The 14,922-nt window shown below is 59.0% G+C and carries 14 protein-coding genes; 12 read left to right on the top strand and 2 right to left on the bottom strand.

Going from position 1 to position 14,922, the window contains the following annotated elements; genetic code table 11:
- Positions 1-491 precede the first annotated feature (491 nt).
- The 9 genes from ilvD to radC all read left to right on the top strand — a co-directional run bounded on the left by ilvD (position 492) and on the right by radC (position 11,066).
- On the top strand, positions 492-2,174 hold the full coding sequence (gene ilvD / locus EST62_RS11390) for a dihydroxy-acid dehydratase (RefSeq protein WP_129052202.1): 1,683 nt from the start codon (positions 492-494) through the stop codon (positions 2,172-2,174).
- A 74-nt stretch (positions 2,175-2,248) separates the two neighbouring features.
- Entirely contained in the window at positions 2,249-3,970 is a 1,722-nt protein-coding gene (gene ilvB / locus EST62_RS11385) for a biosynthetic-type acetolactate synthase large subunit (protein ID WP_129052201.1), read from the top strand.
- A 9-nt stretch (positions 3,971-3,979) separates the two neighbouring features.
- Positions 3,980-4,459 (top strand): acetolactate synthase small subunit, encoded by a 480-nt coding sequence (ilvN, locus tag EST62_RS11380; protein ID WP_129052200.1) that lies wholly within the window; start codon positions 3,980-3,982, stop codon positions 4,457-4,459.
- A gap of 43 nt (positions 4,460-4,502) precedes the next feature.
- Entirely contained in the window at positions 4,503-5,495 is a 993-nt protein-coding gene (ilvC, locus tag EST62_RS11375) for a ketol-acid reductoisomerase (protein WP_129052228.1), read from the top strand.
- Positions 5,496-5,506: 11 nt separating this feature from the next.
- The gene (gene leuB / locus EST62_RS11370) at positions 5,507-6,562 is read left to right on the top strand and encodes a 3-isopropylmalate dehydrogenase (RefSeq protein ID WP_167599336.1); all 1,056 of its coding nucleotides are present in this window, start codon (positions 5,507-5,509) and stop codon (positions 6,560-6,562) included.
- 164 nt (positions 6,563-6,726) lie between these two features.
- Entirely contained in the window at positions 6,727-8,022 is a 1,296-nt protein-coding gene (locus EST62_RS11365) for a 3-isopropylmalate dehydratase large subunit (RefSeq protein ID WP_129052198.1), read from the top strand.
- 37 nt (positions 8,023-8,059) lie between these two features.
- Positions 8,060-8,632: a 3-isopropylmalate dehydratase gene (locus EST62_RS11360; RefSeq protein ID WP_129052197.1), complete on the top strand. Its 573-nt coding sequence runs from the start codon at positions 8,060-8,062 to the stop codon at positions 8,630-8,632.
- 8 nt (positions 8,633-8,640) lie between these two features.
- Positions 8,641-10,245 carry a citramalate synthase gene (gene cimA / locus EST62_RS11355; protein WP_129052196.1) on the top strand — a complete coding sequence of 535 codons (1,605 nt, stop codon included), beginning with the start codon at positions 8,641-8,643 and terminating at the stop codon, positions 10,243-10,245.
- 152 nt (positions 10,246-10,397) lie between these two features.
- On the top strand, positions 10,398-11,066 hold the full coding sequence (gene radC / locus EST62_RS11350; protein ID WP_129052195.1) for a DNA repair protein RadC: 669 nt from the start codon (positions 10,398-10,400) through the stop codon (positions 11,064-11,066).
- A 206-nt stretch (positions 11,067-11,272) separates the two neighbouring features.
- Here radC and EST62_RS11345 read toward each other — a convergent pair whose 3' ends face one another.
- Entirely contained in the window at positions 11,273-11,566 is a 294-nt protein-coding gene (locus tag EST62_RS11345; protein ID WP_129052194.1) for a cold-shock protein, read from the bottom strand.
- Between the two features lie 147 nt (positions 11,567-11,713).
- Here EST62_RS11345 and EST62_RS11340 point away from each other — a divergent pair, with 147 nt between their 5' ends.
- The 3 genes from EST62_RS11340 to serS all read left to right on the top strand — a co-directional run bounded on the left by EST62_RS11340 (position 11,714) and on the right by serS (position 14,377).
- Positions 11,714-12,448, top strand: coding sequence for an SDR family oxidoreductase (locus EST62_RS11340; protein ID WP_129052193.1), 735 nt, complete (start codon positions 11,714-11,716; stop codon positions 12,446-12,448).
- 165 nt (positions 12,449-12,613) lie between these two features.
- A complete protein-coding gene (locus EST62_RS11335; protein WP_129052192.1) occupies positions 12,614-13,072 on the top strand; it encodes a GatB/YqeY domain-containing protein in 459 nt (152 codons plus the stop codon).
- Between the two features lie 21 nt (positions 13,073-13,093).
- Positions 13,094-14,377 (top strand): serine--tRNA ligase, encoded by a 1,284-nt coding sequence (gene serS / locus EST62_RS11330; protein ID WP_129052191.1) that lies wholly within the window; start codon positions 13,094-13,096, stop codon positions 14,375-14,377.
- Positions 14,378-14,458: 81 nt separating this feature from the next.
- Here the strand turns inward: serS and EST62_RS11325 are convergent, their stop codons facing one another.
- A complete protein-coding gene (locus tag EST62_RS11325; protein ID WP_129052190.1) occupies positions 14,459-14,914 on the bottom strand; it encodes a DUF2721 domain-containing protein in 456 nt (151 codons plus the stop codon).
- Positions 14,915-14,922 lie beyond the last annotated feature (8 nt).

Below are 14,922 nucleotides of genomic sequence, written 5' to 3'. Positions count from 1 at the left end.
TTTTTGTTTGATAGGTGGAACATAAACAGTTCTCTATGCCCAAAGATACAATTATTAACTTTTTACACCACTCCGAACAAATGAAAATAATTGACGAATTTTTGTAAAGGTGAGCATTTACGCTCTTGATTTAATAACCGGGAAAATGTAACTTGCTTGCAATTTTTCATAAACTGGTGCGACAACCGAATCCATTGCAATGCCGTCTCAGACCAAACATCGTTCCATGACCGCAGCCTCAGGGCGCACGGAGGCCTCACGCCCCGCAGCCCCCGCAGCAAGCAGCTTTACGGCACACCACTCCACTCTCCTCTCCGACACTCTCCTTACCGTATCGGTACCGCTCGTACACGTACGAATTATCGTAGCCTGACCCGCCGTCAGCCCGTTCCCAGGTCCAGCGTATATTCCATCAATACCATCAGACTCAACGGCTTCGGGACAGGCAAGCCCGGACTGTTGTTTTTCAATTGCCAAACATTCAATCATTTATGAGATCCGACACCATAAAAAAAGGATTTGAAAAGGCTCCGCACCGCAGCCTGCTCAAGGCAACCGGATGTGTTTCGTCAAGAGACGATTTCTCGAAACCGTTCATCGGCATCTGCAACTCCTTCAACGAGCTGATACCCGGCCACGCGCACTTGCAGGAGCTGGGCCGCATCGCCAAAGAGGCCGTGCGCGAGGCGGGCGGCGTGCCGTTCGAGTTCAACACCATCGGCGTCTGCGACGGCATCGCCATGGGCCACGTCGGTATGCGCTACTCGCTGGCCAGCCGCGAGCTGATCGCCGATTCGGTCGAGACCGTCGTCGAAGCCCACCGGCTGGATGGCCTGGTCTGCATTCCGAACTGCGACAAGATCACCCCCGGCATGATGATGGGTGTGCTCCGCACCAACGTCCCCGCCATTTTCGTCTCCGGCGGGCCGATGTCGGCGGGCCACACCCCATCCGGCCAGACGGTCGATCTCATTTCGGTCTTCGAGGCGGTCGGCAAGTGCAGCACCGGCGAAATCACCGAAGACGAACTCCAGACCATCGAGGAGTGCGGCTGCCCCGGTTGCGGCTCCTGCTCCGGCATGTTCACGGCCAACTCGATGAACTGCCTCTCGGAGGCGCTCGGCTTCGCCCTGCCCGGCAACGGCACGATTCTGGCCGCCGATCCGCGCCGCAACGAGCTGGTCAAGGCCGCCGCAAGCCGCATCGTCGCTCTGGTCAATGAGGATGTGCGTCCGCGCAGCATCCTGACCCGCGCGGCGATGCTCAACGCCTTCGCGCTCGACCTGGCGATGGGCGGCAGCACCAACACGATTCTGCACACGCTGGCCATCGCCAGCGAGGCGGAACTCGACTTTGACTTCTCGGAGCTGAACAACCTGTCGTCGAAAACGCCCTACATCTGCAAGGTCAGCCCGGCAACCACCGAGGTGCACATCGAGGATGTGGATCGCGCGGGCGGCATCTCCGCGATTCTCAAGGAGTTGTCCAAAGTCGAGGGGCTGCTCGATCTCTCCGCCCCGACCGTCACCGGCAAGACGCTCGGCGAAAATATCGCCAGCGCTGAGGTACTCGACCGCACGGTGATCCGCCCGGTCAGCGACCCGTACTCGGCCACCGGCGGTCTGGCGGTGCTCTACGGGAACCTTGCGCCGAACGGCGCGGTTGTCAAAACCGGCGCGGTCAGCCTGTCGATGATGAAGCACACCGGCCCGGCAAAGGTTTATGACTGCCAGGACGACGCCATCGCGGGCATCATGCAGGGCGACGTGAAGTCCGGCGACGTGGTGGTGATTCGCTACGAAGGCCCGCGCGGCGGCCCCGGAATGCCGGAGATGCTCTCGCCGACCAGCGCCATCATGGGACGCGGCCTCGGCGACTCGGTGGCGCTCATCACCGACGGGCGCTTCTCCGGCGGATCGCGCGGCGCCTGCGTCGGCCACGTTTCGCCCGAAGCCGCCGACCGCGGCCCGATCGCGGCGCTCCGTACCGGCGACCTGATTACCATCGACATTCCGGCGCGTTCGATGACGGTGGCGCTCGATGACGAAACGATCCGCCAGCGCATCGAGGCGTTGCCGACGTTCGAGCCGAAAATCAAAAAAGGGTACCTGGCGCGATACGCGCGAATGGTCACGTCGGCCAACACCGGCGCGGTGCTGACAACAGATTTTTAACTGAAATGAAACAGGGCGGGGCGATAACATTCCGGTTACTGCCCGGCTTTGCCATCAATCAACAGGATTGAACCATGCACAACAACGGAGAGAAACTGAACGGATCCGAAATATTTTTCGAGTGTCTGAGGCGTGAACAGGTCGAGTACATCTTTGGCTACCCCGGCGGGGCGTTGCTGAAGGTCTATGAAACCCTGCACGATGTCGAGGACATCAAACATATTCTGGTGCGCCACGAACAGGGCGCGACCCACATGGCCGAGGGGTACGCCCGCGCCACCGGCAGACCCGGCGTGGTGCTGGTCACCTCCGGCCCCGGCGCGACCAACACCGTCACCGGCATCACCAACGCCTACATGGACTCCACGCCGCTGGTGGTCTTCACCGGCCAGGTGCCGAGTTCGCTGATCGGCAACGACGCCTTCCAGGAGGCGGACATCGTCGGCATCACGCGGCCAATCACCAAGCACAACTTCCTGGTCAAGGATGTCAAGGAGCTGGCCACGACCATCAGCAAGGCCTTTTACCTCGCCACCAACGGACGGCCCGGCCCGGTGCTGGTCGATATGCCGAAGGATGTGCTCAACGCCGAATGCACCTTCGAATGGCCGGAGAGCGTCGAAATCCGGGGCTTCAAGCCGACCATCAAGTGCCACGCCAACCAGGTGCAGAAAGCGGCGAAAATGATCTCGAAGGCCAAGCGTCCGCTTTTCTACATCGGCGGGGGCGTCATCACGGCTGAAGCTTCGGAGGAGCTGCGCAAGCTGGCCATCGACCTGCAGATTCCGGTCACCATGACCCTGCAGGGGCTTGGCGCCTTCCCCGGCGACCATCCGCTCTCGATGGGGATGCTCGGCATGCACGGCACCTACTGGTCGAACCAGGCGGTGAGCAACTGCGATCTGTTGATCGCCGTCGGCGCGCGCTTCGACGACCGCGTCACCGGCAAGGTCGATACCTTCGCCACGCAGGCCTACAAGATTCACAACGACATCGACCCGACCAATGTCGATAAAAACATCAAGGTCGATCTGCCGGTGGTCGGCGACTCGAAAGACTTCCTCGCCTCGCTCCTCGAAGCGATGCCGAAAACGAAGGAGGATCGCAGCGCTTGGCTCTCGGAAATCGAGGCGTGGCGCAAGCAATGCCCGCTCGACTACACCATCGAGCCGGAGTCGCTCAAGACCGAGTTCGTCATCGACGAGGTCTCGAAGCAGACCAGGGGTCATGCGGTGGTCGTCACCGACGTCGGCCAGCACCAGATGTGGACTTCGCAATATTACAAGTTCACCGAACCGCGCTCGATCATCACCAGCGGCGGTCTCGGCACGATGGGCTTCGGCCTGCCGTCGGCCATCGGCGCGGCGTTCGGCGTCACCGGCCGGCCGGTGGTGCTCTTCAGCGGCGACGGCGGCCTGATGATGAACATCCAGGAGCTGGTCACGGCGGTTTTCAACAAGCTGCCGGTCAAGATATTCCTCATCAACAACAGCTATCTCGGCATGGTGCGCCAGTGGCAGGAGCTGTTCCACCAGGAGAAGTACTCCTTCACCGACCTGGCCGCGAGCAACCCCGATTTCGTCAAGGTCGCCGAAGCGTTTGGCTGCAAGGCGATGTCGGCAAGCAATCCCGAATCGGCGCGAAACGCCATCACCGAAGCGCTCGCGTACAACGACGGGCCGGTGCTGGTTGACTTCAGGGTCGTCCGCAAGGACATGGTTTTTCCAATGGTGCCGGCCGGCGGGTCGATTTCCGACATGCTGCTGGCCCGGCTGAATCCGAAAACAATGGTTTAAGCAACTTCTATGAAACATCTTATATCCGTTCTGGTCGAGAACAAGTTCGGCACGCTGAACCGGGTTGCGGCCATGTTCAGCGCACGCGGCTTCAATCTCGAAAGCATCTCCATCGGCGAGACCGAAGACCCCGAAATTTCGCGCATGACCATCGTGACGCGGGGCGAAGACCGCATCATCAGCCAGGTACTGAAACAGCTCAACCGGCTGGTCGATACCATCAAGGTGACCGACCTGACCCATCAGCCGCACGTGGAGCGCGAACTGCTGCTTTTGAGCCTGAAACTCAGCAAATCCACCCAGCACGAGATTTTCGAGCTGGCCAATGTTTTTAAGGGAAAAGTCGTGGATATAAAGCAAAAATCCATTACTATTGAGTTCGTCGGTTCACCCGACAAAATCAACACGGCTATCGATCTATTCAAGCCTTTTGGCATACGGGAACTCGCCCGCTCCGGCGCGGTGGCCATCCATCGCGGCGAGAGCTGAATTTTTTTATGTACGTCCAAATCAAGTCAACACGAATATGTCAATGAATGTCTATTACGAGCAGGATGCCGATCTCGCGGTACTGCAGCAGAAGAATATCGCCATTCTCGGCTACGGCAGTCAGGGCCACGCCCATGCGCTGAACCTGAAGGACAGCGGCATGAACGTCTGCGTCGGCCTCCGCACCGATAGCGCCTCCTGCGACAAAGCCCGCGAGGCCGGTCTCAGGGTGGATACCGTCGCCGAAGCGGTCAAGTGGGCCGATATTATCATGGTGCTCCTGCCGGATCAGACCCAGAAAAGCGTTTACGACAATGAGATCGCGCCGAACATGAAATCGGGCGCGACGCTCGCTTTCGGCCACGGCTTCAATATTCACTACAACCAGATCGTGCCTCCGGCTGACGTGAACGTCATCATGATCGCCCCGAAAAGCCCCGGCCACCTCGTTCGCCGCACCTACACCGAAGGCAACGGCGTACCGTGCCTCATCGCGGTGCACCAGGACGCCACCGGCGAGGCCAAGGCGCAGGCGCTCGCATGGGCGCGCGGCATCGGCGGCACCAAGGCCGGCGTCATCGAAACCAACTTCAAGGACGAAACCGAGACCGATCTGTTCGGCGAGCAGGCCGTCTTGTGCGGCGGTTCGGCTGAACTCATCAAGGCCGGATTCGAGACCCTGACGGAAGCCGGATACCCGGCAGAGCTGGCCTACTTCGAGTGCATGCACGAGCTGAAGCTCATCGTCGATCTCTATTACGAAGGCGGCCTGTCGCGCATGAACTACTCGGTCAGCGACACCGCCGAGTACGGCGGCATGACCCGCGGCCCGCGTGTTGTCGCTTCCGCCGCGAAAGCCGAGATGAAGAAAATTCTCGAAGAGATCCAGGATGGCCGTTTCGCCAAAGAGTTCATCGACGAGTGCAACTCCGGCTACAAGAAGATGAACGAGCTGCGCGAGAGCAACCGCAACCACCCCATCGAAGTCGTCGGCGCGAAGCTGCGCGGCATGATGAGCTGGCTGAAAAAGAAATGAGCGGGAGGATGATGTACAAAATAGTCTCCATACCCGGCGACGGCATCGGCCCCGAAGTGGTAGCCGGTGCGCTCGAAGTGCTCGACGCCGTTGCGAAAAAGCACGATTTTGAAGTCACGGTCGAGGAGCACCTCTTCGGCGGCGCTTCATACGACGTGCACGGCTCCATGCTGACCGACGAGACGCTCGAAGCGTGCAAGAACTGCGATGCCGTGCTGCTTGGCGCGGTCGGCGGCTACAAGTGGGAGAACCTGCCGCACGAGCAAAAACCCGAAGCGGCGCTGCTGAGAATCCGCAAGGAGCTCGGCCTGTTCGCGAACCTGCGTCCGGCAAAGGTTTACGACGCGCTGGTGGCCTCATCGACGCTGAAGACCGAAGTGGTGCAGGGCACCGACTTCATGGTTTTCCGCGAGCTGACCGGCGGCATCTACTTCGGCCAGCCGAGAGGCTACGACGAGAATCGCGGCTGGAACACGATGGTTTACGAGCGCTACGAGGTCGAGCGCATCGCCCGGCTCGCCTTCGAGTATGCCCGGAAGCGCGGCAACGCCAAAGTGACCTCCATCGACAAGGCAAACGTGCTCGAAGTCTCGCAGTTCTGGCGCAACATCGTGCACGAAGTGCACCAGGATTTCCCTGAAATCGAGCTGGTGGACATGTACGTGGACAACGCCGCCATGCAGGTGGTGCGCAACCCGAAGCAGTTCGAGGTCATCGTGACCGGCAACATCTTTGGCGACATTCTGAGCGACATCTCTGGCATGATTACCGGCAGCCTGGGCATGTTGCCCTCGGCCAGCGTCGGCTCGGAGCACGCGCTCTACGAACCGATCCACGGCAGCGCTCCCGACATCGCGGGCCAAAACAAGGCCAACCCGATTGCGACCATCGCGTCGGTTGCCATGATGTTCGAGAACAGCTTCGACAGGCCGGAAGTGGCGGGCGAAATCTACGCCGCCATCGAAGACGCGCTTGCCGCCGGCTTCCGCACGGGCGACATCGCCGCACCGGGCGAAGCCGTCTGTTCGACCACCGAAATGACGGCGGCCATCGTCGCCCGAATTTGAGTCGTAACGGCGTCGAAAAAGTAACAGAGCGAGTCTGACGGCAAAACGACCGTCAACTGAAAAGCCGGGGCTCTGTAGGCCACCGGCTTTTCGGCTTTTCACAGGGCCATACAGCCCGGAAAAAATTTAGACAAGATTTTACCGATAACGGAATCTTTCAGATCATGGCACAAACGATAACCCAGAAAATTTTCTCGAGGGCCGCGAACCGCAAGTTCGTCGATCCCGGCCAGAGCGTATGGCTCAATGTCGATGTCCTGTTGACGCATGACGTCTGCGGGCCACCGACTTTCGACATCTTCAAACAGGAGTTCGGCCCGAACGCCAAAGTGTGGGATCCGTCGAAAGTGGTGGTGCTTCCCGACCATTACATCTTCACGGCAAACGAGCACGCGCACCGCAACATCGACCTGTTGCGCCAGTTCGCCGCCGAGCAGGGTCTGCCGAACTACTACGATGTAGGCACCGACCGCTATCGCGGCGTCTGCCATGTGGCGCTGGCCGAAGAGGGATTCAACCTCCCCGGCACGGTGCTCTTCGGTACCGACTCGCACACCTGCACCTCGGGCGCATTCGGCATGTTCGGTTCCGGCATCGGCAACACCGATGCGGCCTTCATCCTCGGCACCGGCAAGCTCTGGGAGAAGGTGCCCGAATCGATGAAGTTCACCTTCGAGGGGCAGATGCCAGAGTACCTGACGGCCAAAGACCTGATCCTGCAGATCCTCGGCGACATCACCACCGACGGCGCGACCTACCGCTCGATGGAGTTCGATGGCGAAGCGGTCTATTCGCTGCCCATCGACGAGCGCATGACGCTCTGCAACATGGCCATCGAGGCCGGTGGCATGAACGGCATCATCGCCGCCGATGCACTCACCGAGGCCTTCGTGAAGGCGCGCACCAGCAAGCCGTACGAAATCTTTCACAGCGACCCCGACGCGCAGTACCACAGCATGTACCGCTACAACGTCGAGCAGATGGAGCCGGTCGTGGCGCAGCCGCACAGCCCGGACAACCGCGCCACCGTGCGCAGCGTGGCTGGAACGCCGATCACCAAGTCCTACATCGGCTCTTGCACCGGCGGCAAGCTCACCGATTTCAGGCTCGCGGCGAAAATCCTCAAGGGCAAGAAGGTGTCGGTCACGACCAACATCGTCCCGGCGACCGTGCTCGTGGCCTCGCAGCTCGAAACCGAGATGTATGACGGCCAGAGCCTGCGCCATATTTTCGAGGAGGCCGGTTGCAGCATCGCCCTGCCGTCGTGCGCGGCGTGCCTCGGCGGCCCTTCGGACACGGTCGGACGTTCGGTCGATAACGACGTCGTCGTTTCGACCACCAACCGCAACTTCCCCGGACGCATGGGCAGCAAGTTCGCGGGCGTCTATCTGGCCTCTCCGCTGACCGCGGCGGCCTCGGCCGTGACCGGCAAACTCACCGATCCGAGGGATTTCCTCTGATCGAACGAAGCAACTGAAAAGGAAAACACAGACAATCATGGAAACCATCATAAAGGGAAAAGCCTTCGTTCTCGGCAAGAATATCGACACCGACCAGATCATTCCCGCCGAACACCTGGTCTATAGCCTCTCCGATCCGGAAGAGGTGAAGATGTACGGCAAATACGCGCTCTCCGGCGTTCCGATCGACCAGGCCGGTCTGCCGGAGGGAGGAGTTCCGTTCGTCGAGGAGGGAGATTTCGCTTCGCCCTACACGATCATCGTGGCCGGGCCGAACTTCGGTTGCGGCTCGTCGAGGGAGCACGCTCCGTTCGCCTTGAAGGTTGCGGGCGCAAAGGCGATCATCGCCGAATCCTACGCAAGGATTTTCTACCGCAACTGCGTGGACGGCGGCTTTGTCATTCCCTTCGAGACCGCGCAGCCGCTCAACAAATCGATCATGACGGGCGACGAGCTTTCGCTCGACATGGAAAACAACACGCTGACCAACCTCACGCAGAACATCACCTGGGAGCTGCGGCCTCTGGGCGACGTCGTCAACATTGTGCAGGCGGGCGGCATCTTTGAATACGCAAGGAAAAACGACCTCATGGCTTCCAGCGAGGCATAAGCAACAGCATGGTAATTGAACTGTATGACACCACCCTGCGCGACGGTACGCAGGGTGAGCACATCAATCTGTCGGTCCAGGACAAACTTCTGATCGCCGAACGGCTCGACGAGTTCGGCGTGGACTTCATCGAAGGCGGCTGGCCGAGCAGTAATCCCAAGGACGAGGAGTTCTTCCTCAAGGCCAAAAAGCTCAACCTGCGTCACGCGCGCATGGCGGCGTTCGGCTCGACGGCGCGTTCGCTCGACAATATCGAGGGCGATCTGAATCTGCTCGGACTTGTCCGATCCGAAACGCCGGTCATCACCATTTTCGGCAAAACATGGAAAGCGCACTCCGTCAAGAGCCTCGGCATTTCGGACGACGAGAATGCCGAGCTGATCCATCGCTCGGTGCGCTTCCTCGTCGAGGCTGGCCGCGAGGTCTTCTTCGACGCCGAGCACTTTTTCGATGGCTGGAAGGACAACGCCGCATTCGCGGAACGGATGATCGCCTCGGCGGTCGATGGCGGCGCAAGCCGGGTCGTGCTCTGCGACACCAACGGCGGCTCGCTGCCGCACGAAATCGCCGAGATCGTCAAGCGGGTGCGCCAGCTCGTTGCCGTGCCGGTGGGCATTCACGCGCACAACGACGGCGACCTGGCCGTGGCCAACTCTGTCGAGGCGGTCAGGGCCGGAGCCACGCAGGTGCAGGGGACAATGAACGGCATTGGCGAGCGGTGCGGCAACGCCAATCTGGTGAGCATCATCCCGAACCTCATGCTCAAGCTCGGCGAAGAGTTCAGCCATGTCAAAGACCTGAAAGCGCTGACCTCGATGTCCAAATTCGTCTTCGAGATTCTGAACCTCCCGTCAGACACCAAAGCACCGTTCGTGGGCAAATCGGCCTTCGCGCACAAGGGCGGCATTCACGTCAGCGCGGTGATGAAGGAGAGTTCGCTCTACGAGCACATCGATCCGGCGCTGGTCGGCAACCGCCAGCGGGTGCTGGTCTCGGAGCTGGCCGGGCAGAGCAACATTCGCTACAAGGCCAAGGAGCTTGGCATTCCGCTGCCGGAGGACAATGCGCTGTTCCGGAATCTGGTCAACCACGTCAAGAAGCTCGAACACCAGGGCTACCAGTTCGATGGCGCCGAAGCCTCCTTTGAGCTGATCCTGCGCCGCGAACTTGGCGAGTTCACCCCCTACTTCGAGGTGCTTGAATCAAAGGTGGTCATCCAGAACGGACAGGATGTCAAACCGGTCGATCAGGCCGTATTGAAGGTGGCTGTAGGCGAGGAGTTCGAAATGACCGTTTCGGACGGCGACGGCCCGGTCAACGCGCTCGACAAGGCGCTGCGCAAGGCGCTCGTGGCTTTCTATCCGGAAATCCGAACCATCAAACTGATCGACTACAAGGTTCGCGTACTCGAAGAGAAGCAGGGAACCAGCGCCAAGGTGAGGGTGCTTATCGAAACCAGCGACGGGCAAACCACCTGGGGCACGGTGGGCGTTTCGACTAACATCATTGAAGCCAGCCTCCAGGCGCTCAAAGACAGCCTGAACTACTACCTGTTCAACAACCAGTCGAAAGCCGCAGAACAAGCCTCAACCAGCGAGACGCTAAACGGATAAATCGCAGGGCTGCAAGCCTCTTCTTTCTTTTTCCTATAGGACTTATACGACCTATAAGTCCTATAGGCTTTCACTTCGCAGAAAGCAGAAAACTCCCCACAAAATTGTAACTTGCAACTCTTGCAAACCTGACCCCTAACAGGATACCCTTCATGCGCATTCACGACATCGATCCGGACAACCGGCCGAGGGAGCGCTTTCTGCGTTCCGGCAAGGAGTCCCTCAGCCCGGCGGAGCTGCTGGCGCTGGTCCTGCGTTCCGGCACCGCCGGACTCAACATCATCGACACCTGCAACAGCCTTATTTCGGAGCACGGCCTCGAACGCCTCGCCGAGCTGTCGATTCAAGAGTTGCAGCAAACGCCCGGTATCGGCGAGGCCAAGGCAATGCAGATCGCCGCGATTTTCGAGCTTCAGCGGCGGCTGCGCTTTGCGCGCAATCTGAACCGGAAGGTACAGGGTGCGCGTGACGTCTTCGAGTACATGCAGGGGCGCGTCCCCGACGAAACCAAAGAGCATCTGTTCGTGCTGTTCATGAGCACGAAAAACCGGATTCTGCGTCACGAAACCATCACCATCGGCACCCTCACCGCATCGCTCATCCATCCGAGAGAGATATTCAAGGCGGCGATTCGCGAAAGCGCGCACTCGATCATTCTGGTGCACAACCACCCTTCGGGCGACGTGCAGCCAAGCAACGCCGACAAGCAGGTCACCTCGATCCTGAAAAAGGCCGGAGACCTCCTCCAGATCGAACTGCTCGACCATGTGATTGTTGGAAACAGTGACTGGTTCAGCTTCAGGGATCACTCCCTGCTTTGACCGGTATTGCGCGTTAAGCGCTGTTGAAAAGAGTTCGATCCCGAAACCGGAATTCCGGCATCAAAACGTATGAAGACACTCCTCGAAACGCTGCTTCGGAAAAGCATCGATAAAAGATAAATTCGCACCCCGTAGCTTGCTGCGGGGTTATTGAATCATGAGAGAGATTGTTGGAAACGACTGGAAAAGAATCGCCTGAAACCGGCTTAGTGATGCGCCGTATTGAACTCGTTTTGCACCACCCCCCTTACCGTGGAACTGACGACGCCGGGAATAACCGCGTCCAAAGGAGCTGATAACTCACGAACACTCTTGGCCTGATAGCCTTTCTGCGTTTTTTCGAGATCATATTCGACTTCAGCATCCTGATTGAGTACCTTGAATCCCTGGTCGGAAATGATCGACGAGAAATGAACAAAGATGTCTTCGCCGCCATCAGGGTTCAGAATAAAACCGTACCCTTTTTTGCCATCAAACCATTTAACCTTGCTTTTAGCCATGATGACACCTGAAGGTTAGGGTTAAAAAAATGAAAACTTAACTTTAATTTTTAATATAGATTATTTCGTCAAATGGCGCAATAGTTGAAACCATTTCGCATTAAATACACTCAATAGAAAACCTGTAACCATTTTCATGGCGTAGTTATGAAACATATTATTCTTGTCACGGGCGCAGGCAAAGGTATTGGCCAGGCGATCGCGCTTGAATTCGCCAGGGCCGTCAGGCACCATCCTGATTTCGAGCCGGTGCTCGTTCTCTGTTCGCGCACAGCGGCAGACCTCGACGCCATCTCGCTCGAATGCCGCGCCGAAGGCGCCCTGACCGACACCATTACTGCGGACATCTCCGACATAACCGATGTACGGCGGCTCGCCGCTCACATCGCCGAGCGCCACGGGCGCATCGACTGTCTGGTAAACAACGCGGGCGTTGGCCGCTTCGGAACGCTGGGTGACATGAGCGAAGAGGATTTCGACTACACGATGGACACCAACCTGAAGGGCACTTTTTTCCTGACGCAAGCACTCTTCGCCGTCATGGAACGTCAGCGCTCGGGACACATCTTCTTCATCACCTCGGTGGCCGCAACGAAAGCGTTCAAACACTCATCGCTCTACTGCATGTCCAAATTCGGCCAGCGAGGCCTGGTCGAAACCCTGCGCCTGTACGCCAGGAAGTGCAACGTGCGCGTCACCGACGTTCAGCCAGGAGCAGCGATGACACCAATGTGGGGTGAAGTGAACGACGAAATGCAGGCGCTCATGATGATGCCGGAGGACATCGCCGTCCCGGTGGTGCAGGCGTACCTTCAACCGGCGAGAACCACGGTCGAAGCGATCGTGCTGCGGCCAACCAGCGGCGATTTGCAGGAGGAGTAGCAATGGATAATTGCTAATGAATAATGGATAGTTGCAAGAACGGTTGTGAGCCTTTGAGGCTTCTTCTTCACTATCCATTGTCAATTGTCAATTATCAATTATCAACTATTCCTCTTATCTTCCGGTTCTTGAAAAACCACCAACGAACCGCACCATTTTACTACCATGAGCCTCAAGGAAAAAATCGACCGCGAACTGAAAGAAGCCATGAAAAGCGGCGACAAGATTCGCCTGAACGCGATCCGCTCTATCCGGGCCGCGCTGCTCGAAAAAGAGGTTTCCATCCGGGTCGGCGGCAAGGCCGAGCTGAACGAGGAACAGGAACTCGAAGTGGTGATGGGGCTGGCCAAGCGGCGTCGCGACGCCATCGAGCAGTTCACGGCGGGCAACCGCCCTGACCTCGCCGAAACCGAGGCCGCCGAGCTGAAGGTGCTCGAAGAGTATCTGCCGCAGCAGCTCCCGGACGAAGAGGTTGAAGCAGCCATCCGTGAAATCATCGCGCAAACCGGCGCGACATCCATCAAAGAGATGGGCAAGGTGATGGGCCTCGCCATGAAAGCGCTCAAGGGCAAAGCCGACGGCGGCAAAGTCCAGAACCTCGTCAAATCGCTCCTCTCAGCCTAACCATCATTTTTTAAACGATTTATGCTCGATATTACGTACATCCGCCAGAATCCGGATGATGTGAAAGAGATGCTGCGCCGTCGCCAGCAAAGTGACGACGCGCCGAAGGTTGACCGCCTGCTCGAACGCGACGCTGAACGCAAGGCGATGGTGCAGCGCACCGACGACCTCAAGGCGCTGCGCAACCGCGTCTCCAAAGAGATCGCCAACATCAAGCGCACCGGACAGGGTTCAGGCGAGGAGCTGATCCGGCAGATGAAGGAGGTCTCCGACCAGATCGCCGATCTCGATCTGGCGCTCTCGACCCTCGAAGCCGACATGGAGGAGCTGCTGCTCACCCTGCCCAACCGCCTGCACGAAAGCGTTCCGGAAGGGCGTTCGGCAGATGACAACGTGCTCTGCAAGGGGCCGGTTTCGTTCGGGCACGATCTCGATTTCCCGGTCAAGAACCATCTCGAACTCGGCAAAAGCCTCGGTCTGCTGGATTTCGAGCGCGGCGCGAAGATCAGCGGCGCTGGCTTCCCGGTCTATGTCGGAAAAGGTGCGCGGCTGGAGCGGGCGCTCATCAACTTCATGCTCGACACCCACAGCACCAGCCACGGCTACACCGAGGTGTTCCCGCCCTTCATGGTGAACCAGGAGTCGCTCCGGGGAACCGGCCAATGGCCGAAGTTCGCCGACCAGGTCTATCACATGCCGGAGGACGGGCTGTACGCCATCCCGACCGCCGAGGTGCCGGTGACCAACCTGCATCGCGGCGAGATGCTCGACGCGGCGAACCTGCCCATCGCCTACGCCGCCTACTCGGCCTGTTTCCGGCGCGAGGCGGGCAGCTACGGAAAGGACACGCGCGGCTTTTTGCGGGTGCACCAGTTCAACAAGGTGGAGATGGTGCGCTTCACCCGTCCCGAAGAGTCGTATGAAGCGCTCGAAGAGATTCTCGGCCACGCCGAAGCGATCCTCGTCGCACTCAGGATTCCCTACCGCGTCATCACGCTGTGCAGCGGCGACATCAGCGCCAACGCCGCCAAGTGCTACGACATCGAGGTGTGGTCACCCGCCGAGAACAAATATCTCGAAGCATCGAGCGTCTCGAACTTCGAGGACTACCAGGCCCGCCGCTCGAACATCCGCTTCAAGCCCGGCGGCAAGGCCAAGCCGGAGTTCGTGCACACGCTGAACGGCTCCGGGCTGGCGACATCACGACTCATGGTCTCGCTGCTCGAACACTACCAGACCGCCGACGGCAAAGTGATGGTACCGGAAGTGCTGCGGCCCTACACCGGTTTCGAGGTGATCGGGTGAGAGTGGACGTTGTAAACTGAGTGGACAACGTGGACAGGACAGAAAAACGAGGCGCGGCAAAACACCGCGCCTCTTTCATTATCAATTCTTCTTCCTGTGCCCCTCGAACTCGATGCGCAACGCTGAAAGCGTGAGGTTGACGTCGAACAGAAAGAGCACGAGCGAGCCGATCAGGCAGAGCATACTGATGATGAACACCGTCGAAACCAGCAGCGGTAAATCGAAGTGCAACAAGCTGGTGAGGAAGAGCAGAATGATGAGCGTGGCCGCGCCGAGGCAGCTTGCTACCGCCAGCAAAATCGCGTTGCGCACGTAGCGGGCGCGCCGCCAGAGCACGTCGATCTCGCGGTCGATGCGGGTGCGGTCAACGCCGAAGAGTTTGTCGCTCTCGTCGAGCAGCTCGCGCGAGCGGTCGATGACCCTCGACAGGCGATTGGTCATGGTGAGCAAAAGCAGGCCAAGTCCGGAGATCAGGATCACCGGGCCGATGGCGGTTTGCAGGACGGGCACAAGCTCGTGGATAGTCTTGATAATCATACGTTTTT

Origin of the sequence: Chlorobaculum sp. 24CR (assembly GCF_004118635.1) — a bacterium.
GTDB lineage: Bacteria > Bacteroidota > Chlorobiia > Chlorobiales > Chlorobiaceae > Chlorobaculum.
This window is presented reverse-complemented; position numbering and strand designations above follow the sequence as displayed.